The following is a 20,843-nucleotide window of genomic DNA, read 5'->3' as shown; positions in this document are numbered from 1 at the left end:
CAGGCTCGGAAACGGATTCTCCAGGACCATCTTCGGATGCTTATCCATACCGGCTTCCAGCGTGTTGCCCGGCTCTCTGTTATGGCGTCTTCATCGTACTTATCCGTTCATCGAATATACCAAATATGCTTATATGACAAAATATAACCAATTGGGCGCTCTATTGTCAAGGAGCAGCCTTGCTTCCCGCTTCTTCCTCCCGCTCTCCCGCCGCAGGCGGTACCGGGTCATAGCCTCCCGGATGAAAGGGATGGCAGCGTGCAATCCGCTTTGCGGCCAGCCACGAGCCTTTGACCGCGCCATGCTTCTCCAATGCCTCCAAAGCGTATGCGGAGCAGGTAGGATAATACCGGCAGGTCGGCGGAGTGAGAGGCGAAATAACCTTCCGATAGAAGATAACCGGCGCCTTCAGCACTCTTACAGCTGTTCGGCCTCCCGCCATCAGTTTTCTCCCGCCGCCGCGGCTTCTTCTTGAATGCAGTCTTTACAATAACCGAACACTTCAAATTTATGCTTCACCACTCGGAAATCATCCGGCACTGCAGTCTGCTCCATGGGGCAGAATATAATCGGATACGTCCGGCCGCATTGCAGACAGATCATATGGTGGTGATGTTCGTTTTCCCTGCAATGCAGCTTAAACTTTACGCCATCCTCAAAGATGACCTGCTCGATAACGCCAAGCTCCTCCATCACGCGCAGATTGCGGTACACGGTATCAAAGCTTAAGCCCGTGTAGGATTTGCCCATATATTCATAAACTTCCTTAGGTGCCAGGTACCCCGGGGTCTCCGCGAATAATTTGGCCAGCGATTTGCGCTGATCCGTGATGCGAAGTCCTTGTCCGGTCATTCGTTGTATAATTTCTTCTATTGTATGCAAGGTAAGAACCTCCGACAAAAAAGTCTCTTTCTATTCATAATGCCGAAAAAAAAGACTCTCGTCAATGAGAGCCTCTTCTCAGATGCAGCCTGATCAACCGTTCAGGCGCATGTTTATCAGAAAACTTGCACACATAGCCAGAAATAACACCAGACTTAAGATCGATACGACCTTACGTCTCTTCTTTGCCGCTGCCAGGCGCGCTGCGCCTGCGGGATCCTGTACCGCCTCCGTCACGGAGCGGTGCATGAACAGCAGCGTAATGACCGATGCTACGAAGAACATATTAATAACAAACCAGATTGCCGTCCACATCATAACGGGCACCCCCTACTCATCTGCAGATACCCGCTATAAATACCATTTGTTCAAAATAATCATTAAGGCGACAAAGCTGATAACCGCCCCCGCAAAACAAACCCATCCGTAACGGAAGCGCTGCTGGAACATACGAAGAATGCCAAGACTTAATAACCCGAAAATGAGCAATAGAAAGACGACCCCGATAATAAATAATGAAGCAGAGATGTCACTGACATCGACTAAAGTCACTGCATACACTCCCCTATGTATTAATGCAAGTACACACTATTAGCATTATAAGGGATTGTCCATCCGTTCGCCAGCCGCAAACCGTAAGATTCGGTGACAAGTCCTATTAAAAAAACGACAGCCGCAAGGCCCGGAACTAGCGGCCTTTCAACCATCGTATGTCTGCTTCGTGATAAGCGCCGGCCCTGGGCCTTTTACGCAGCTTCACTTGTAAAATGTAGTTTTTCACAACCGCTTGGCATATGGTCGGCTTAACAAGCTTTGGCAGCTTGATGATTTCCTTCTGCTGGTTGGGAAGGCCTTCAATCCGCAACCGATCGTCCCGAACGTAGAGGCGAAGCGTTTCCCGGTTTACTTCACGCGGGAGATGGAACTTCACGAGCAAGAAATGATGGGTCTCGAAAAACGATATCCCCTCATCTCCCTCCGTCTGATCGAGTATGGAATTAGCTGCTGCCGGCAGCGACTTGGTCATCATTTTCCTGACAAATTTCTCTACCCAATCCGGTTCCTTCATGACATCAAAGCCCTTTGGCAAACGCTGGCCGTCCAGCCATCTCTCAAGCTCATCCCATTTATTGTCCACGATCCGTTCACCTCCAGCCATTCCATTACAATATATGCGAAGCTGGGCGGAGCCGCTACTTTTCGAGAACAGAGACACCCGCACACGCGGGCAGCGGAACCTCTGGGCGAATGCCGCATACGATAATATACAAGATGCTTAAAGGGAAAAGGGTGAGTACGCATGCCATCTATCGTTGGATTTGTCAAAGTCGTCAGCGTCGGCTCAAGTGCCGTCGTTCAATTCGGTGACGCCGTTCAAGTATCGCCATCCAGCCAGACCAAAACCTATGCTGGCTCCGGCTCGTTCCTCACGGGAAGTCTGGCAAACTCGAACAACGCCGTCAGTGCCACTAACACGCTTGATCCGGATGTTCAAGACAACTCGCAGAACAATTTGGAAACCGTGGTGTAACGCATGAACTGGACCATTTATCAGACCATCACTATACAGCAGCTCAGAGTAAACAGCGTATCGAACAGCTCTGTCCTGCAAGTCGGAAGTGCGGGATCGATCCGGTCCTTATCGCAAATGTACAATTCGGGAGGGTTCACGGGTCCTGCGCCCCAGCTTGGGGAAGAAAGCCCGCTCTCTCTTGTTCCGCTTCCAGATCCCGCTTAATGAGAGGAGGCTGTCACGATGCAGCAGCAACCGCCCGGCAATGGGCTGTCTCCATGGCAAGCCTGGTCGCTCGAGCTTCAGACGAAGCTAAGAACGCAGCAGTCCCAAATCTTTTCGCTGGAGCAACAGCTCGCGGCCATTAGCGCGCAGCTGAAGCAACTGGAGAGCAAGCCCACTTATCATATCGAGAAGCTGGAATACCATTTTGACCAATTAAAGGTGGAGAAGCTGGAAGGCACGTTAAATATCGGCATGACGCCGCCAGGCGTACCTAACGGAGACGGGGACATCGAACAGCTGTCGGTTCCCCCAAAGCCGCCTAACACTTATCCGGCAGCGCCTTCCGGCTTTATTCCGCCTTCTGAACCTTATGCGGATGTTCGGGCGGAGGTGGACCGGTATTTGAGCCTTCAAGGGATGCAAAAGCTTGTGGCGCTTGAGTCGGAATACGGGGTAGAGCTTGATCCTTATCATCGCAAGATGGTTCTTGAGGATATACGCAAGCAGATGCCAACCCGCATTCATTTCTATATGCAGCTTAAGCCCGGTGAATCAGAATCAGGCCCTAATGGCCATGCGCAGGAGACGCAAACCGAGCAGCAGAAAAAAGAAGTCATTATATCAAAAACGGTGCGAGATGCGGATGCTGCCATGCAAAGATATATTCAGTTATTGAAAAATGGCGGCGGCAGCTGATGGGGGATGTTGGATAATGGTGAATTTCACCGTTCATAATTGCGGTTTAACCGTGGGAAACATTGAAATATTGGGGGTATCGGCAGCCTCCATGCTCCAGATTGGCGACTCTGATTATGTCACCTTATATTCGATGTTTGACACACCGCCTGAATCTATTATTGCTGGTCCGATAGCCCCTCTTCCCGTTCCCGAGGGCGAAGAGGATGCGGTTGGCGAAGCCCCGATGGCCGGTTAGGAGGAGATCTTTCGAAATGCAGCCGTCTTATCCCATACGCCTCTCCCAGATTGGCCTGGTATCGGTTGTAGATGTCTCCCTGGGAGCTATTATTCAATTCGGTGACCGGGCTGAAGCTACACCAAGACTAAACGCTCTCGCCGTACAACGCGCCATTGACCATACCAAGGCAGGGAGCGTGTACTTCGAATCCTATCAAATATTCAACCGTCCTCGTCAGAAGCTTATTGACCCGGTAGCGGAAGCCGGCCAGGATGTCTCTATCCGGCGGATAAACCACTGCCCGCGCATTAATGTGGGCTGCGTATTTGTAACGGCGGTTGGCTCTACCTCCAGCCTGCTTGCCGGCAATGCGATGCGGACAACCGCAGAGTCGCGGATCAAGCATATCAGGCAATATGAGAAATCACTGATAAACGTCACCTAGGCGAATTCACCAAAACCAATCGCACAGGTACAAATGTCCAATTTCCCGGAGTGCCCCCTTCATATATTGGTCTTGTGATTTGGAATCACGACAATAACAATGACTCGGGAGGAATGAACAATGGGATACCCTGTAGCAGGAGCGAATACAGGCTATGGACCGGTTCAAGGAGTCTGGAACAATAGTGCTGCCTACGTCCTTGTTCTATTTGTATTGCTGGTAATCATTATCCGTACCTGCAACTTTTACTAATTATCGCTTGGGGCATAAAACAGCCGCTTAGCTGACGCTAAGCGGCTTTCGTTCCTTCACTAAGACTTTGCGGTCCCATGGAGTTCTTTATACTTCGCGGCATATTTGCTTACGCTATGCACAAAGGTCGCATGCGACCAGGTTAACGGAGCGACAGAGAGCGGTGAACCGTCGAACGGGTTGAGCTGCTCCGGAAGAAGACCGCTCGACAAGGCGTGGTCTACGACCCACTCCAAGGTCTGCAGCGGTCCTTCCAGATCGGCAAGCGTCTCTGCGGAATCAATCTCGTAATTGGCTACCCATAACGTACAAATAATCCACGGATTGCCCGGCACTTGATCAATCTCGCCGGACTGCTGGAAATAATAATCGTTCGTATACCTGGCGATACCGCCGATATGAGTCCGGATTTGCAGGCCTTCCTTAATGGCCTTCATCGTCTTCTGCACCCGCTCGTCATGAACGGACAAGACGCCAAATTCCCATAAGCCAAATACGCTGCTCTCCAGCGTCATATCCTTGACCCAGCGGTTATCCCGCTGAACAAGCCCGCGGGCGAACCGGCCGGATTCCTCATCCCACAGATGGGTTAGTATGCCATTCTTAATCGTGTATGCGGTATTGCGGTAATGATCGCTCCGCTCGTAATCCCCGAATAACTCGGTGAAGAAGGCGCCGGCCATCAGCCCGGCATACACGGATGCAGCCGTGTACGTCCAGATGCCGTAGCGCTCCTCCCAAAGATCATAGCTTGGCTTGGGAAGCGACAGCTCCGGCTCAATGTATTCGCTGAGGAAGGACGCCGCTTTGCGGATCAGATTGCTGTATAGCGACTGCGGCAGCTCGATAACCTGATTGCGCGAGTAATCCTGCCACAAGGCAAACAGGACAAGCGCGGTCTCATCCTCCTGGATGGGAATCCTCCGGCTCCCCTTCACAATGTACGGATGCCAACTGGATCCAACCGTGCCGTCCGGATTGTACTTGTGATACAAATAGCCATCCGGCGACAGAGCGTTTGCGCAAAAATGGAAGAATGGCGCTATAACGCTTTGATAGCCGGCGAGCGACATCGCCTCGGCAATAAGCGCTCCGTCACGCGGCCACATATAGCTGTAATGATCCCGGTTATATTGCAAAATATCGGTATCATTGGCAGCCAATATGGCACCTCGCTCATCGACCTGAGTCCGGACAAGCAGCAAGCTATGCTTGAACATCCGAATAACCTCTTTTGGCAGATCTCCCAGATCGGTCTCGGAGCGCTGAAGCCAGTGCTTCCAATAGATCACGATCCGGCTGAGCAGCTTCTCGGGATGATTATCCATCACGTATTTGTGAAGAGTCTTCACTTCCTCCAGATTTTTGCCGACCGACATCCAGTAATACAGCGTCTTCTCGCCATTCGCCGGAACCGTGGTGCGCAATCCGATCGTACTGTCAACCGAGCCCTGGGCAATGGTATTGCCCATCAGCACGCCGTCTTCCGCATCCCGCCAAGTTCCTTCCGCCGAATGGAATCTTTTGATCCCGGTGGAATATTGCATAATACCGCCTTCATCCGTGCAGCCGCTGAACATGAAGTAGTTCGAGCGCTTGTAATGAAACATCGTATTATTTTCCGGGTAATAAGCAGCAGTGTCCCCTACCTCCGAGCCTTCAATCATTAGATCCTGATGGAAGAACAGCCGGGCTTCCCGGCTTTCGTTCCTCCTGTTGCGCACAACAACCCGTTTGATGTAGATGCATTCGCGCTGATGAATACCGTCATTCATCTGCAATTCGACGCCTAGCCCCTCATGCTTGGCAATAATATTCGTCACGAGGGAATCCTCGATATAATTCAGCTCGAATGTCCACTCCTTCTCGTCCAGCCAAGAAAACGCGCCTCCGATCCAGATCCCGAACCGACAATAGTGACCGCCCACATGGTTTAGCTGTCCGACATACGGAAAGTAAATATCCCGAATAAAACAATGTTGATCCAAATTGAGCAGCAGTTTGCCATTGCCGATTACAAGGTGACGGGCCATCTTTCAGTCCCCTTTCGAGAAACAAGAAGTTGGTCATACAAGGCCATATAAGCTTTTGCCGAGCGGCTCCAGCTGTAATCTTCTTTCCCGGCATTGTCTACAATACTGCGCCATACCGTTTCGTCACGGTAGAAGTGCAGTGCCCGTTTGAGCGTGTGCCAGTAATCGTCCGCATTATAGTTCGCAAAGCTGAAGCCGTTGCCTTCCCCGGTAAATTCATTATAGGACTGCACGGTATCCTTTAGACCCCCTGTTTCCCGAACTAGAGGAATAGACCGGTAACGGAGTGCAAGAAGCTGACTTAAACCGCAAGGCTCAAACCGGGACGGCATGAGAAAAATATCCGAGCCCGCATAGATCCTTCTTGCAAGACGGTCATTATAGCCAAGCCATACGGCAGCTTTATCCGGATAACGGGCAACCAAATGATTCATGACGTTCTCGTAATGCCAGTCTCCCGCTCCAAGCACAACAAGCTGCACATCTTCCTGCATGAGCTCCTCAAGCTTCCAGGCGATCAAATCCATCCCCTTGGATTCCACAAGGCGGCTGACGATGCCAAGCAGCGGAACTTCTTCCGATTCGGGAAGTCCAAGCTCTGCCTGCAAACTCAGCTTGTTTTTCCGCTTGCGGGCAATAGAGGAACGGTAAGGCGTATGTAGGGCATCATCATTCATCGGGTCATATAACTCGGTGTCAATGCCATTAACGATCCCGATCAGATCATGGGAGCGGCTGCGAAGCATGCCGTCGAGCCGTTCGCCGTACTCCCAGCTCTGGATTTCGCTCGCGTAGGTTTCGCTGACCGTCGTGAGTTTGTCCGCGTAGACAAGCCCGCCCTTCAGGCAGCTTGCCGCGCCATGAAACTCCAGCTTGTCGGCCGTGAACATCTCGTCTCCCGAACCCAGCAGCTCCTTCAGCAGTTCAATGCCAAACAAGCCTTGATACATCAGGTTGTGGATGGTAAACACAGACTTAACGCCATCCCAGGCAGGGTCGCTCGAATAACGGGTACGGAGCAGGAATGGAATTAGTCCGGCCTGCCAGTCATGACAATGAACAATATCCGGTTTGAAATCCATGTACCTGACCGCTTCCATGACGGCAACGCTGTAGAAGACAAAACGTTCGGCATCATCGCCATACCCGTACAGCCCTTTTCGCCTGAAGTAAAACTCATTATCGATTAAATAAAAGATAATGCCGTCGATTTCTGCCTTCATAAGGCCGCAATATTGGCTCCGCCATCCGAAATTCACCTGAAACTCCGCAATTCGCTCAAATTGCTGAATATAATAGTCTGGGATCTCTTCATACTTTGGCATAATAATTCTAGCATCGGCTCCCCGCTGCTTAAGCGCCTTGGGAAGAGCACCTGCAACATCAGCCAGCCCGCCCGACTTGGCGAGCGGATTTGCTTCGGATGCGGCCATTAATATATTCACGCCTGATCACCTCATACCCTATCCAAATTTTATTGCTTTTATATAATTTTGCGTTTGCCTGCCAGAAACGGATTATCGGAGGAACCGCGGATATCGCGGTCATACTGCACGCGCACATCCTTATCCAGGATGCAGTGCTGAACCAGACTGTTCTCGCCGATGTCGCCATTTTGCATAATAATGCTGTTGCGCACAACGGCTCCTTTACGGACATGAACACCACGGAACAAAATACTGTTTTCTACCGTGCCTTCTATGCGGCAGCCATTCGCGATAAGCGAATCCGACACCTTGGACGTGCACAAATAACGAGCTGGCGGTTCATCCTTGCCCTTCGTAAACACGGTGCCAGGCTGGAAGAACAGCTCGCGCCATACCTCTGGACGAAGCAGGCTCATATTGCTTTGGTAAAAGCTGGACAACGTATTAACTACGGCCAGGTAGCCTTCGTGGAGATAACCGAAGACCCGAAGCTTATCGATTCTTGAGAAAATCGCGTGCCGGACCAGATGGTCCTGCCCCTGTGCCAACGAAGTCTCCACAAGCTCCATCAAAAGGTCTTTGCGCATGATGTACATCTCCATGGAGGAGACGCTGCTGTGCATTCTGCCATAATGGTCCTGCATAGCCGTGATCCGGCCATCCGCATCCATCTTCATCTTGCGCGCTTTGCCGCCCATCAGATCGGCATCCTCCTTGCACACAACCGTAATATCGGCCTCACGCGCCTTATGGGCCTCAATAATAGGCTCGAAGTCAATATTGCAGACCATATGGCTGCGGGCAATCACGACGTATTCAAGCGTGGAACGGTTGAAATAGTCACGGTGCTGATAGAAATGATATAAGTCTCCGCGGCTGACTTCCTGAATGTCGTCCGTTGCCGGAGGAAGCAGGAACAAGCCGCTTTGACGGTTATTTAAGTCCCAATGGTCGCCTGAACCGACATGATCCATTAGAGAACGAAATTTCGTGTGTGCGAATACGGCCACTTTATTGATTCCGGAGTTCACCATGCTCGACAAGATGAAATCAATAAGCCGGTATCTTGCGCCAAACGGCACGGTAGCGAGGCAGCGGTTCTGGGTCAGCCGCTCCATATCATCTGTTTCGTGAATAAGATTGATAACGCCCATTACTTGATGCTTCATGACGGCTCCACCTCCAGCAATACAGGTTCATTGGTTACAACTTCGCCTACGGCAACAACGGTTATGGCGTCATCATTGGGACTGCCAATGCATACGCCGTCTTCAATTACCGCACCCTCGCCTATAATCGCCCGGTAGATGCGGGCACCTTCGCCGATTTGTACATTCGGCATAATGACCGATTCGTTTACGATACTGTTCTTGCCTGTATTTACGCCGAAAAATAAAACGGAACGTTCAACCTTGCCTTCAACTATGCAGCCTTCCGTCACCATTGATGAGGACACGCTCGCGCCTGAAGCAATATATTGGGCCGGCCGGTTCGGGCTTACCGAATAGATGCGCCAATCCTTGTCGGCCAGATCAAGCGCAGGCTTATCGTCGAGCAGATCCATATTGGCTTCCCACAAGCTGTCGATCGTGCCGACATCCTTCCAATATCCGCGGAACGAATACGCGCTCAGATGAAGACCGTCTCTCATCATTGCAGGGATAATATCCTTGCCGAAGTCATGGCTGGAATTTCGGCTGCCCTCGTCATAAACCAAGTATTTTTGCAGAACGGACCAAGAGAAAATATAAACGCCCATTGACGCGATATTGCTGGTTGGCGCTTTGGGTTTTTCCTCGAATGCTGTAATCCGGTCCTCGTCGTCGACATGCATGACGCCAAAGCGGCTCGCTTCTTTCCATGGAACCTCAATGCCCGCTATCGTTATATCCGCGCCTGTTTTTTTATGATGCTGCAGCATGAGATCGTAATCCATTTTATAAATATGGTCACCCGAGATGACCAGAACGTAGTTAGGGTCGTAGCGTTCAATAAACGCAATATTTTGATAAATCGCATTGGCCGTGCCTTTATACCAAACACCGCCTTTTTGTTTGACGTATGGAGGCAGAATGGCCATGCCGCCATCCTTGCGATCAAGCCCCCATGGGCTTCCGATGCCCAAATACCGGTTCAATTCGAGCGGCTGGTATTGCGTGAGAACGCCAACCGTGTCAATGCCAGAATGCGCGCAATTACTTAAAGTAAAGTCGATAATGCGGTATTTCCCCCCGAAATAAACAGCCGGTTTTGCCAAATCCTTCGTGAGAACGCCAAGTCGTTTGCCTTCTCCTCCAGCAAGCAGCATTGCAATCATTTCCTTTTTTCGACCCATGACACCAACCCCTTCTTAATGTGTGTCCCCGCCCACAAAGCTGAATAACTGGAAGGATAGAGGGGGGAGATAGATGGAAATGCTTTGGTTATAGCCGTGCCAGCCCACTTTCTCGCTGATATGTTTCCTTTTAGACCGTGAATCGGTACCTCCGAACTGTCCCTCATTGCTGCTTAGGATCATGCGATAACAGCCCGGCTGCGGCACGCCTAATCGATAATGGGTATAACCGTTTTTGGAGAAGTTGGCGACCGTAACGGTAAAGCCATGCTTGCCATAACGAATGAAAGATATGATCGATTGTTCAGCATTATTCACATCAATCCATTGGAATGCGGTTGCGTCCTGATCTCTTTCCCACAGCGAGGGTTCTTTGGTATAGACATGATTCAAAGCTTTTACGTAATGCTTCATCTTGCCGTGAAGCTCATAATCTAGCAGCATCCAATCAAGAGGGTCGCGGTCTTTCCATTCGTCGAACTGCCCCCATTCCCCGCCCATGAAGAGCAGCTTCTTGCCGGGGTGCGCAATCCAATAACCATAAAGCAGCCGTAATTGAGCGAATTTCTCCTCATAGGTGCCCGGCATCTTGTTCAGCAGGGAACGCTTGCCGTGTACGACCTCGTCATGCGAGAAAGGTAAAACAAAATTTTCAGAAAAGGCATACAAAAGTGAGAAAGTTAGTAAGTGGTGGTGGTGTGAGCGGTCGGCAGGATCCTTCGACATATAGCGTAATACATCGTTCATCCAGCCCATATTCCATTTAAAATTAAAGCCCAGCCCGCCTAAGTATGTAGGTGAGGTGACTGCAGGCCAAGAGGAAGAATCTTCTGCGATCATAAGTGCGTCTGGGTAGTAGTGAAATACGGTTTCGTTAAGCCGTTTCATAAAGCGGAGAGCGTCTAGATTGTCAGTGCCGCCATACTCGTTCCAGGTGAAGAGTTCCGGCGGCTTATCCATGTGGAGGTTAATCATGCTGGCGACGGCATCGATCCGAAGCCCGTCGAAATGGAACATTTCCATCCAGTAGATGGCATTGGAGATTAGGAAACTGACAACTTCATTTCGCTTGAAGTCAAAGGCCAGTGTTCCCCATAAAGGTTTTTCGGCGATCCGCTCGTCATTTCCCTCATAGATCGGGGTTCCGTCAAAGCGTCTCAGTCCATGATCGTCCTTGCAAAAATGTCCGGGGACCCAATCCAGGATAACGCCGATTCCATGCGCGTGGCAGCGATCAACAAAATGCATAAGCTGCTTTGGTCTGCCGTATCGGCTGGACGGTGCGTAATAGCCGGTAATTTGATAGCCCCAGGATTGGTCAAAAGGATGTTCGTTCAGCGGCAGCAGCTCGATATGGGTATATCCCATCTCGGCGACATAGGGTACCAGCTGCTCGGCAAGCTCATCGTAGGTGAGAAAAATCTCCTTCCCCTTAAGCTTCCAGGAGCCGGCATGAACTTCGTACATCATGAGCGGATTGGAGTATCCCGGCTTTTTGTGCCGTGAGCCCATCCATTTCTTATCCCGCCAAGGGAACCCGTTCAAATCAGACACAACGGAGGCGGTTTGAGGACGTCTTTCGGCGAGGAAAGCGTAAGGATCTGCTTTAAGCAGCCGTTCGCCCGTTGAGGTAATAATCTCGTACTTGTAGACAGCGCCTTCGCCAAGTCCGGGTATAAAGACGACCCAGACGCCGGTCGAACTAACGCGCTCCATCAACGAACCGGAGCCATCCCAGTCGTTATGCTGGCCAACAAGCCGAACCTCCCTGGCATTCGGAGCCCATACTGCAAACCTGACGCCAAATTCACCATCCCAGTCCATAACGTGTGCGCCCATGAACCGGTAACTGTGGTGAGAGCAGCCCTTGTTGAACAAATACAGATCGCTCATCAGAAGGCCATACGGTGCCGTTTGAATCATTTCCGACAATCGCCTCCATTTGGTTGGAATGGTACCATAACGTAAAGGAGTTATTCTCTGGTGAATAGGGAGTTACCTTCATTATACATATTTTCATGAAAATAAACACCCCATTTTCAGAAAATGGATGTTACATTATCTGACATCAACTTGGTCATTTCGCTTCAAGACGCGATTGATGTAATAATGCTTAACACAAAGTCCCTTCGATACGGCATGACTTGTACAGTTGATCCAGCTGCAAGCGACCAATGTCTTGGTTCTGCGAGGCATGACGGTGTTTGGATCGCCATGTCTCATCAGGCGCTGATGATGCATAGAGCACAGGTCTCTTGCCTTTACCGGTTTGGAGCAATTATCGATCTCGCATGTCTTCATGATGTCTAGATCCCCCTCGAAGCTTCAAACCTGCGTTTTCTTATATTACCTGAGATGAAAGGTTTTGATAAAGCCCTCTATCGGCTGAACAAACTATCATTTCTCGGGAGATATGGCATCTTCCGCATGATAGAACCGTTTCATGCCAGCAAGTTTAATTTATTAAACTGGATTTCATTTATTCTTGACGATTTTGTTAAATACAGTAAAACTATTGTATAGTGACAGGCTTAAGGATTATACTCGATTTTATACATTGGCGTGCTTGGAATTAAGGGAGGAAACGTTTATTGCCAGCGTTCTATCATATCTTTCAAATACTGGACCAACCGATGGTGCTAGTTAGAGTCGCAAGAGATGCAACGACCATACACGAAACCAATGAAGCCTTCTGCAGGCTTTCCGGATATAAGCAAGAACAGCTCAAGTCTTCTTCGCTTGACCTGCTGATCAACAGTCATTTGCCTTGTGACTGCGGCCAGCATTTCACGCAGATGACCGTTCTGACTAACGCCAAGCAGCAGGAGATTGCCGTGCACGTGGAATTCAGGACGCTGACGGTGGACGATCATGATGATGCGAGTTATGCCCTTATTATTTTCGAGGATAAGAGCGAATACGCCTTGGAAGAGCCGTATACGGCAATAAACCAAGTTCATGATTCTGCTAAACGGTTAAAAATGTGGATGGCCAAACGGGATATCAGCGCCAATCAGATGGCAACCGCCACCAACATCTCACTGCAAACGATTTCAAAGCTTCGTAATGGACACATAAAAAAGCCCAGCCGCTTAACGGCTGAGCTCATTGCTGCCGAGCTTCAGGTCGCGGTCAGCGATATCTGGCAGGAAGTACGCAACGGCCGGTAATCGCTGACTTATTTTTTGACCAGAGCATGGGATAAGAATGGTGTAGGCTCTCCGGTGTAGTACAAATGCAGCTCGTGCATGGCACGCGTGCATGCGGTATAGAACAGCTTGCGTTCGCTTTCTTTCCCGTATACGCCGCTAGAAGCGTTGTACAGGATCACCGCATCAAACTCCACGCCTTTAGCCAGATAGGAAGGAACAACGACGGTGCCGTTCTCAAAGGTTACCGTCTCCTTCTGGATCAGCCGCATCCCCGGACATTCCGGCGCCAACGCCTCAAAGGCCGTACGGCTTTCTTCTGCCGTCTTGCAGATGACCGCAATGGACTGAGCTCCTTCCTCTTGAAGCCGGCGAATACGCCCCGCGATCATAATACGCAGCTCTTCTTCCCCTGCGGCAGCCGTTAAAGTCGGTTCATCGCCATTGCGATTAAACGGCACGATTCGACTTCCGCCCTCAATCATCTCGCTAGTAAATTCGACAATTTGCTTTGTCGAACGGTAGCTGCGAGTCAGGACAATCGTCTCGGTCTCATCCTTCGTGTACAGCTCCCCAAGCGGGTCAAATCCGTTCCCCAATGCGGCATGCGCAAATATCGACTGGTTCAGGTCGCCCAAGGCTGTCATCTTCGCCATCGGAAAAATTCGCTTCATATAATAGAACTGGAACGGCGAATAATCCTGCGCCTCATCAATAAACAAATACTTAACCGAAGTATTAGTCTGGAAACCCTCAATTAAATCCTTCATATATAAGTACGGCGTAGCGTCTTCATAAGTAAGCACTCCGCGGTTAAGCTGTTCCACCGTCAGCCTGCGGATGGCTTCCCACTCCGCACGGCGGTCTTCGACAATCCATGGAGCCTCTTCCTTCTCGTATAAGCGGAGGTATAAGGTCTGCGTGTCGACAAATCTTAATTTCTTCACCCGGCTCCGCAAACGTTTGAACCGCTCCTGCACAATCATGGCGGACAGGATATCCTTCTCGCGGTCGAAATCATCAAAGGAGTCCGAAGTATATCGTTCCTTGCGACTCAATTCATTAAAGGCGTGGATGTAGGCTTCTTTGTCAAGCAGCTCCATCTCCTCTTCCACCCACGCTTTCTTGCGCTCCTGCTTGCTTAAACGCGTCAGCTCTTTAAGCATCCACTCCGCGGTCATCTTAAGCCGATTCGGAATCGTATTGCTTTTATCCAGGCTGTAGAACTGCTGGGAAATGGCTTCCGCCGAAATAAGCTTGCGGCCTCTGAACTTAATGGCTTTAAACAATAAACCCGCTTCGCCAAGCGTTTCTGCATAACGTTCAATGACATTCATGAAGGAAGCGCCCGATTTATGTCGAATCGACGCGATGCGCGTCTCATAGTCGGGATCATCCATGCCGCCAAGCGCATATTCCATCTGTGCGAACGGATCCTCCAGCGCAAACGATTGCCCGATGCGATGCTCCAGATATTGCTGGTAGGTTGTCTGCTGCATATTCTGCTCGCCAAGCTCGGGAAGAACGGTTGCGACATAGCTGTTGAACATTGGATTCGGCGAGAACAAGACGATTTGATCGGCTTGCAGCGAACCACGGTAACGGTATAACAGGTAAGCCACGCGCTGCAGCGCTGCGGATGTTTTGCCGCTGCCCGCCGCACCTTGCACAATGAGCAGTCTAGCCCGCTCATTGCGGATAATCTGGTTCTGCTCCCGCTGGATCGTTGCGACAATACTCTTCATTTGCGCATCCGACTGCTTGCCCAGCACCTCCTGCAGCAGCTCGTCGCCGATGGTAACCCCCGTGTCGAACATACCGATGATCTGGCCCCGGCGAATGACATATTGGCGTTTCAATATCATATCTCCGGTTATGGAGCCTGTTGGCGTGACATAGCTGGCTGGTCCCGGTGAGTAATCATAATAAAGACTTGAGACAGGGGCCCTCCAGTCATAGATCAAATAGTTTGAACCGCTCTCATCGAGCATGGAGCCGATTCCAAGGTAAATCTGTTCCACCTCGGAGCTGCCCTCTTCTATAAAATCAACGCGCCCGAAGTAAGGGGTTTGCTCCAGCTTTCTCAGCAGCTTTACCTGCTGCACGGCATGGCGGTGGCTATGCTCTCGCTCGGCAAGAACTTCCGCCTGCTGCTTCAAGCTTGCCGCAGACTCCGCGGACTCCGCCGCATCCTCGAAATTCAGCGTGACATCGTCCCAGAAGTTTTTCCGAATATCCACGATATCTTCCCTCATACCGCTTGAGGTTTGCAGCAGCTTGCCCAGCTGTTCACGAATAAGCCGCATGACGCGGTCTACCCGCTTCTGCTCCTCTATGTGCTGTTCGTCCTGCATGATTTATCCTCTCCTTTAAGAAGGTCGTTTTCCCATTGTAGCAAAATCTGCCTGTCAAATGAAAAGAAAAGAACATAAAATCGTATTGATCGCCGGATTGCGAGCGATTATAATGTCAAAGGCAGAAAATCTATCATACACCTTGCGCTCGCGCGCCGCAAGTTCGCGAATCGCATGCTCCGGCAGGAGACTAACAGGAGGCAATATGTTTAATTTGTGGTTTGGCGCGCTATTTATGCTCGTCCATTTTACGTTATTTTTGATCTCCTACCGGCTGTTTGGCCGGGTAGGGGTTTACGCCTGGATCGGCATGGCAACCGTTCTGGCCAATGTACAAGTTGTCAAAACCGTCGAAATGCCCTTTGACATCGTCATTACGCTAGGCAATACGATGTATGGCACCATCTATCTCGCATCCGATCTGCTGAATGAGAAGTACGGGGAACGCGCAGCCAGAAAAGCGGTCTGGTTCGGTTTCTTTACCCTCATCGCTTCAACCGTTATCATGCAGATGGCGCTTGTCTTCCGTCCGGACGGCTCGGAGCTTGCTCATGATACGAATGATGCCTTGCATATGATCTTCGGATTAATGCCTCAAATCGCGCTTGGCAGCTTGTGCGCCTACTTCGTCAGCCAGTTCCTGGACGTGCGGATTTACTCGATTCTCAAACGGATATTCCCTGCACCGGGACAGCTGTGGATCCGCAATAACGGCAGTACGGTTGTAAGCCAGTTTGTTGATACGCTTATATTCTGCACCATTGCTTTCGCCGGCACACTGGAAGGTAGCGTATGGCTTTCCGTGTTCCTCTCGACGTATGTCATCAAGTTTATCGTCTCCATCTGCTCCACACCGTTCCTGTACGCCGCAAGACGGTTTACGTTTAAAGAAGAAGCCTAATAGATACAACAAAAGGGCTCCCGGCAAGGGCAATGTCATTAAGTAAACTCAGAGACAAGATCGTGAATAGAAAATGAATCCGAAACGGCATGGGAAAAAATCCTATGCCGTTTGTGTTTTTACACAAGCAAGAAAAATGGGTACAGCAAACACGCGGATAGACGATCCGCTTAAAAAATGTTCTTCAGAACCGAATTATGCTACTCTGTAGACGAAGCTAACGGCTGATTTATAACGAGTTTTGCGCGTATTCTGCTGACCTGGTCGAAGGGGTCGAATCGGCAAAACGTTTCTTCGAATCAGTGCTTCAACATCAGGCGGGGGTTCATCATCTCTGGAGCGCAGGAAATGTCCACAAACGTGAACGGCAACCGTGAAGTTGACTTGGTATTGGTGCTGTTCAGCTTTTTGGGAAATGACGACGTGCGAGTTCATCAGGCGGAAAATCGTCGCTGGAAAGATTCGCAACTAAATCGATCAAGGCTCATCCGGAAATTCACAAGTTCGTTCCTTCCACATCTACCTTTGATTTTTTGGATTTGAAGGAGCAGTTATTTTTGTTTTTTAGTGAGTACCAGATGAACTTCCCTCCGTGGCTGAACAATGGCATCCACGTAAAGTCTGTTGCAAGGGTCGTAGACTGCGTTCAAATGCAGAAGCTTGTAGCCTCTTGCATCCGGTTGACTTTGAAAATAAGTGTCTGTATCGGCAGGGTCAGTGGCGAAATGCAAATCCGAACCGTCAATGGCAAGTAACCGATACCCTCGGTAGAGCTTGATGTCCGTATGCGATTGCGTAAATTTATGAAACAAGAACTTCCACAGCAGACGGCAGAATCTTATTCCTTTGTTGGACAAAAGCAGATGTGGTTGCGGTGTTTGCGTCATAGCCCTGCGACTCAAGGAGTTCCTTGTATAAGCTGTTGCCACCCATAGAGATCAGGAGCTGCATAACCGCTTCAAAGGGGAGCTTTTTCTTTCGGGTAAAATCTTTTTCATGGTTTTTGACATAAGGTGCTGGTTCCGCTGCCATTTCTCGTATGAGAGATGGCAGCTTTTGTTTTAGTGAATTCGCGTACGCATTCATGGGTGAAAACCTCCTCGTTTTTCCAAGGGGCTTCGCGTCACAAATTCAACTGCTCGTCAAGTTCTATTTTCTTATTTGCACACAAAAAAAGAGCAGGCTATCTTTTCGATAACCAGCTCTTGTTCATGATTTTTGTTCGTGCGCCTTAACTTAATGACATTGTCCCGGCAAGGGTGCCCTTTTTGTTGCATTCAATTGGATAATCCGATATCATCCAGCATAATTTTCCCCGGTCCGCCAATAAAGCGGAAAGTAATCTGGCTGATGGCTAACTCCTTCTTGCTGACCGCCTGGGCAAAATCATGAAGCGGCACCCGGAAGGTCTGGAATACCGGCTCCGTGTCATGCTTGTATTTCCCGCTTTTTATCGTTTTTTCAAGCCACGGGATAATGGTATATGTCGTCCGGTAAGGCTTCTGAACCGACATATATTGATCCAGGGGAAGCACCAGATGGTCTCCGTCTGTTGTCGTTAATTCGATTTGGATTTGCGGCGATGTCTCTTGATGGCCGGGATCAAGCTTCGACGATAAATTCGCAAGAGAAAAGGCTAACATCCGATTCGCATCTGCCTCTGCTGCCAGGGAGAACGGTTGTCCCAAATTCAACGAATACGAGCTTTCATCCTTCCATTCAATCTGCACGCCAACGGTTCCTTTGTTATTATTGTCGCGGTCTTTCACATCCATCTCTTCCCACGACTTCAGATTGTCCGCTTCAAGCTTCCCGCCTTGCGGCAGCGTCGTCTTGTTACGGTCCTCGTCATAGCGGGCAATCGTATCAAAGGACGAATCCTCATACCGCGTTACATAAGCCGTAGAACCAGGCAGCCAGTCAAGTCCGGCGCGGTAATCCTGCAGCAGCGGAATATAGTCCGTTTGGCGATGCAGCGTCGTTTCAAGGAAGGCCGAGACGTATACTTCAGCAGCTTGCCGCTGATCCGCAGCTGACATCATCCCGCGTTGACTTAGGAACAGTCCTCCCGGAGGGCGTTCATCCATCGTTCCCCATTCGGTGTTAAACCGGCTGTGGTTCGCCTCGGACAAGTAGACGGATGCCTTCCTATAACCGGAATCGGGCGTGAGGCTCGTCCGGATATACTGCCGGTCCCCGTAAAAATCATTCACATCTCCATCCCGAGCTCCCTGCAAAACCAAATAATTGACATCCTTCAGCTTTGCTGTCTTGTTATCGATGGACTTGTCTGTAGGAGCAAGGGCGATGACCGTTTGAATCTTAACCTGATCATTGTTCAAGCTGTCAAGCATACGGTCGCCGGCAAACCAAGCATCACGGTCCGCTGCCATCGCAACCGCCTGTCCGCCTCTGGAATGCCCAATTAACGCGACATTAGAGAAATCCACCCGGTTATAGAAGGCCGTGTCCGGCGTTTGGCTGAAAGCTTGAATCTGCTGAATATGCTTGAGCAGCAGCCATGCTCGAACCTTGAAATCATTATCCGGAATGCCGGACCATGTGGAGTAGTTCAAGAAATTCTCATCCACGGAGATCGCAATATATCCGCGGCTTGCCAGCAGCTTGCCCAAATAATCATAACCGGCATCCGAAAAGTCCTCCATCAAGTGATTGCCATGCACCATTAATACCAACGGGAAAGGTCCGTCGCCTTCGGGCATCCATACCCGCCCGTTTACCGGAAGGCTGACTTCATCAAACCCCCAGAACTTCTCTTTCATCCAATACCAGTGCTTTATATAGTCGGATGCATCCACCGTTTTGGAGATAAGCTCAGCATCCTCCCCATAACCGCTGCGCTGTTTATCTGTACCGCTGCCATAGGTGAAGAAATTGTAGCTGTACTCGCCAGGCTTACCTGGATTATCTGCATCGATTATAGCTGCGGCTCCTGCATCCTCCGCATCCGCGAAAGCGGCTGCCGCTTCTCCTCCGCCAAACGGCTCCATGAGCCAAACGGAAGTACCGGATACCGCCATTGCGGCAAGAATAATGCCTGACAGAATGCGTATGCGGCTTCGGCTGAACCAGCCCGTCAGAACGCCGGCTATCGCCCCTATGACTGTAAATATCGTAGCGCAAATTACGGAATTCAAGATTTCGAAATCGGAATAGTACAGAATATAATAGCACTCAAACCCGACATAAAGCAGAAAGCCGGCAAATAAACGCGGAACAGGAACAAGCATCAGCGACAATAGAACCGCAACAAGCTGAGATGCGAGCAAGAGCGCCAGCGCGTTAGCCAGCACAAATGCGCCAATGTCGACAGCCGTTCCGAATCCGGTTGGCATCCCTAAAGCCGCAGTCGTAATTGCGGCTGAACCAAACAGCAGCAAGCCGGCAGCACCGGCACGCGAGAGCGGTCCATCGTACTCAAGCCGGCTTGCCAATCGGTAACGAATCCATCCAAGAAGCCTTTTACCTCGCGATTCCGGTTCCGGCTGAAGCTGCGGCTGGATTAGTTCGAGATCCATAGCGACTCCGAATCCTTGACGAACAGCCAATTCCGTCCCTCGCGGCGCTCAATCTCAACCGGAACATCGAAGAATCGGCTCATACGGTCCGAGGTTAATACTTCATTGGTTTCTCCTGCAGCAAACACCTCGCCTTGTTTGATAAGAAGAGTGTGGCTGAAGCATGGCAAAATTTCTTCCACGTGATGCGTGACATATATGATAGTAGGTCCATCCGCTGCAACCTTATGAATCATCGATAGCAATTGTTCCCTTGCGAAAATGTCAAGTCCTGTACAAGGCTCGTCCAGTATGAGCAGCTTTGGCTTAGCCATGAGCGCTCTGGCGATCAAAACGCGCTGCCGCTCGCCTTGGGACATCGTATCGTAAGTACGGTTGGCCAGATAAGCACAGCCCAGACTGACAAGCAATTCCAGTGCTTGCTCACGGTCCTCTTCATCGGTATGGTCATAAAGACCAATGGTCGCAAACTTGCCGCTTAACACGATATTAATCGCCGTCTCGCTTCCATACAGCTTCTGTTGAAGCGAAGTGCTGACCCAGCCGATGCTTTTGCGAAGCTCCCGCAGATCGTATTCGCCGAATTTTTTCCCCAGAACCGAAATTTGTCCGCTAGTTGGCCAGATATAGCCATTAATCATATTAAGAAGCGTCGTTTTCCCGGATCCGTTCAAGCCAAGCAAGCACCAGTGCTCATTAGGCTGAACCTGCCAATTGATCTCGTGAAGGACCTGCTTGTCCCCACGTTCCCAGCTCGCCTGCAGAATATCAATAATCATCGGTTGTTCCCCTCCCATACATCTATAAATTATAGGTAAAATCGGGCAGAGCGGCAATCCAAAGTTATTGACATTCCTTTTGTAAGTCTCCAT

At 50.2% G+C, this 20,843-nt stretch carries 23 protein-coding genes; 8 read left to right on the top strand and 15 right to left on the bottom strand.

Translation table 11 applies throughout. From position 1 onward, the window contains the following. Positions 1 to 166: 166 nt before the first annotated feature. From yidD to M3194_RS08065, 5 genes are all read right to left on the bottom strand, one after another. The gene (gene yidD / locus M3194_RS08085; protein WP_251652906.1) at positions 167 to 442 is read right to left on the bottom strand and encodes a membrane protein insertion efficiency factor YidD; all 276 of its coding nucleotides are present in this window, start codon (positions 440 to 442) and stop codon (positions 167 to 169) included. Further along, positions 442 to 882: a Fur family transcriptional regulator gene (locus M3194_RS08080; RefSeq protein WP_251652905.1), complete on the bottom strand. Its 441-nt coding sequence runs from the start codon at positions 880 to 882 to the stop codon at positions 442 to 444. The genes yidD and M3194_RS08080 overlap by 1 nt, the downstream gene beginning before the upstream one ends. Positions 883 to 975: 93 nt before the next feature. After that, entirely contained in the window at positions 976 to 1,200 is a 225-nt protein-coding gene (locus M3194_RS08075) for a hypothetical protein (RefSeq protein ID WP_251652904.1), read from the bottom strand. Positions 1,201 to 1,233: 33 nt separating this feature from the next. Continuing rightward, the gene (locus M3194_RS08070) at positions 1,234 to 1,434 is read right to left on the bottom strand and encodes a hypothetical protein (RefSeq protein ID WP_251652903.1); all 201 of its coding nucleotides are present in this window, start codon (positions 1,432 to 1,434) and stop codon (positions 1,234 to 1,236) included. A gap of 136 nt (positions 1,435 to 1,570) precedes the next feature. Continuing rightward, entirely contained in the window at positions 1,571 to 2,020 is a 450-nt protein-coding gene (locus M3194_RS08065; RefSeq protein WP_251652902.1) for an Hsp20/alpha crystallin family protein, read from the bottom strand. 162 nt (positions 2,021 to 2,182) lie between these two features. Here M3194_RS08065 and M3194_RS08060 point away from each other — a divergent pair, with 162 nt between their 5' ends. The 6 genes from M3194_RS08060 (at position 2,183) to M3194_RS08035 (ending at position 4,233) form a co-directional block, all read left to right on the top strand. After that, positions 2,183 to 2,413 (top strand): spore germination protein, encoded by a 231-nt coding sequence (locus tag M3194_RS08060; protein WP_015843867.1) that lies wholly within the window; start codon positions 2,183 to 2,185, stop codon positions 2,411 to 2,413. Between the two features lie 3 nt (positions 2,414 to 2,416). Then, positions 2,417 to 2,620, top strand: coding sequence for a spore germination protein GerPB (locus M3194_RS08055; protein WP_132304456.1), 204 nt, complete (start codon positions 2,417 to 2,419; stop codon positions 2,618 to 2,620). An 18-nt stretch (positions 2,621 to 2,638) separates the two neighbouring features. Further along, a complete protein-coding gene (gene gerPC / locus M3194_RS08050; RefSeq protein WP_251652901.1) occupies positions 2,639 to 3,316 on the top strand; it encodes a spore germination protein GerPC in 678 nt (225 codons plus the stop codon). 16 nt (positions 3,317 to 3,332) lie between these two features. Further along, positions 3,333 to 3,554 carry a hypothetical protein gene (locus M3194_RS08045; RefSeq protein ID WP_285889164.1) on the top strand — a complete coding sequence of 74 codons (222 nt, stop codon included), beginning with the start codon at positions 3,333 to 3,335 and terminating at the stop codon, positions 3,552 to 3,554. A 16-nt stretch (positions 3,555 to 3,570) separates the two neighbouring features. After that, positions 3,571 to 3,981, top strand: a complete 411-nt coding sequence (locus M3194_RS08040; protein WP_251652900.1) for a spore germination protein GerPE — start codon at positions 3,571 to 3,573, stop codon at positions 3,979 to 3,981. Positions 3,982 to 4,101: 120 nt separating this feature from the next. Then, entirely contained in the window at positions 4,102 to 4,233 is a 132-nt protein-coding gene (locus M3194_RS08035) for a sporulation protein YjcZ (protein ID WP_251652899.1), read from the top strand. A 59-nt stretch (positions 4,234 to 4,292) separates the two neighbouring features. Here M3194_RS08035 and M3194_RS08030 read toward each other — a convergent pair whose 3' ends face one another. The 6 genes from M3194_RS08030 to M3194_RS08005 form a co-directional block, all read right to left on the bottom strand. Further along, entirely contained in the window at positions 4,293 to 6,266 is a 1,974-nt protein-coding gene (locus M3194_RS08030) for a glycoside hydrolase family 15 protein (RefSeq protein ID WP_251652898.1), read from the bottom strand. Continuing rightward, positions 6,248 to 7,711, bottom strand: a complete 1,464-nt coding sequence (glgA, locus tag M3194_RS08025; RefSeq protein WP_251652897.1) for a glycogen synthase GlgA — start codon at positions 7,709 to 7,711, stop codon at positions 6,248 to 6,250. Before glgA ends, M3194_RS08030 begins: the two co-directional genes overlap by 19 nt. Positions 7,712 to 7,749: 38 nt before the next feature. After that, complete coding sequence (gene glgD, locus M3194_RS08020; protein WP_251652896.1) at positions 7,750 to 8,862, bottom strand: glucose-1-phosphate adenylyltransferase subunit GlgD; 1,113 nt, start codon at positions 8,860 to 8,862, stop codon at positions 7,750 to 7,752. After that, positions 8,859 to 10,028 carry a glucose-1-phosphate adenylyltransferase gene (locus M3194_RS08015; RefSeq protein WP_251652895.1) on the bottom strand — a complete coding sequence of 390 codons (1,170 nt, stop codon included), beginning with the start codon at positions 10,026 to 10,028 and terminating at the stop codon, positions 8,859 to 8,861. The genes glgD and M3194_RS08015 overlap by 4 nt, the downstream gene beginning before the upstream one ends. A gap of 15 nt (positions 10,029 to 10,043) precedes the next feature. Then, positions 10,044 to 11,951, bottom strand: coding sequence for a 1,4-alpha-glucan branching protein GlgB (gene glgB / locus M3194_RS08010; RefSeq protein WP_251652894.1), 1,908 nt, complete (start codon positions 11,949 to 11,951; stop codon positions 10,044 to 10,046). 135 nt (positions 11,952 to 12,086) lie between these two features. Then, a complete protein-coding gene (locus tag M3194_RS08005; protein ID WP_251652893.1) occupies positions 12,087 to 12,329 on the bottom strand; it encodes a hypothetical protein in 243 nt (80 codons plus the stop codon). A gap of 290 nt (positions 12,330 to 12,619) precedes the next feature. On the opposite strand from M3194_RS08005, the gene M3194_RS08000 reads away from it, so the two are divergent. Beyond that, positions 12,620 to 13,198: a helix-turn-helix domain-containing protein gene (locus M3194_RS08000; RefSeq protein ID WP_251652892.1), complete on the top strand. Its 579-nt coding sequence runs from the start codon at positions 12,620 to 12,622 to the stop codon at positions 13,196 to 13,198. Positions 13,199 to 13,206: 8 nt separating this feature from the next. Here M3194_RS08000 and helD read toward each other — a convergent pair whose 3' ends face one another. Next, a complete protein-coding gene (gene helD, locus M3194_RS07995; protein ID WP_251652891.1) occupies positions 13,207 to 15,531 on the bottom strand; it encodes an RNA polymerase recycling motor HelD in 2,325 nt (774 codons plus the stop codon). A gap of 205 nt (positions 15,532 to 15,736) precedes the next feature. On the opposite strand from helD, the gene M3194_RS07990 reads away from it, so the two are divergent. Then, on the top strand, positions 15,737 to 16,432 hold the full coding sequence (locus tag M3194_RS07990) for a queuosine precursor transporter (protein WP_251652890.1): 696 nt from the start codon (positions 15,737 to 15,739) through the stop codon (positions 16,430 to 16,432). Between the two features lie 801 nt (positions 16,433 to 17,233). On the opposite strand, the gene M3194_RS07985 is transcribed toward M3194_RS07990, so the two are convergent. From M3194_RS07985 to M3194_RS07975, 3 genes are all read right to left on the bottom strand, one after another. Next, positions 17,234 to 17,518: a hypothetical protein gene (locus M3194_RS07985; protein ID WP_251652889.1), complete on the bottom strand. Its 285-nt coding sequence runs from the start codon at positions 17,516 to 17,518 to the stop codon at positions 17,234 to 17,236. Between the two features lie 191 nt (positions 17,519 to 17,709). After that, positions 17,710 to 20,001 (bottom strand): alpha/beta hydrolase family protein, encoded by a 2,292-nt coding sequence (locus tag M3194_RS07980; RefSeq protein ID WP_251652888.1) that lies wholly within the window; start codon positions 19,999 to 20,001, stop codon positions 17,710 to 17,712. Continuing rightward, positions 19,956 to 20,750: an ABC transporter ATP-binding protein gene (locus M3194_RS07975; protein ID WP_251652887.1), complete on the bottom strand. Its 795-nt coding sequence runs from the start codon at positions 20,748 to 20,750 to the stop codon at positions 19,956 to 19,958. The genes M3194_RS07980 and M3194_RS07975 overlap by 46 nt, the downstream gene beginning before the upstream one ends. Between the last annotated feature and the right edge of the window lie 93 nt (positions 20,751 to 20,843).

Origin of the sequence: Paenibacillus glycanilyticus, assembly GCF_023715145.1 — a bacterium.
Taxonomy (GTDB): Bacteria; Bacillota; Bacilli; order Paenibacillales; family Paenibacillaceae; genus Pristimantibacillus; species Pristimantibacillus glycanilyticus_A.
The sequence above is the reverse complement of the archived record's forward strand: the minus strand, read 5'-3'. Positions and strand labels throughout refer to the sequence as shown.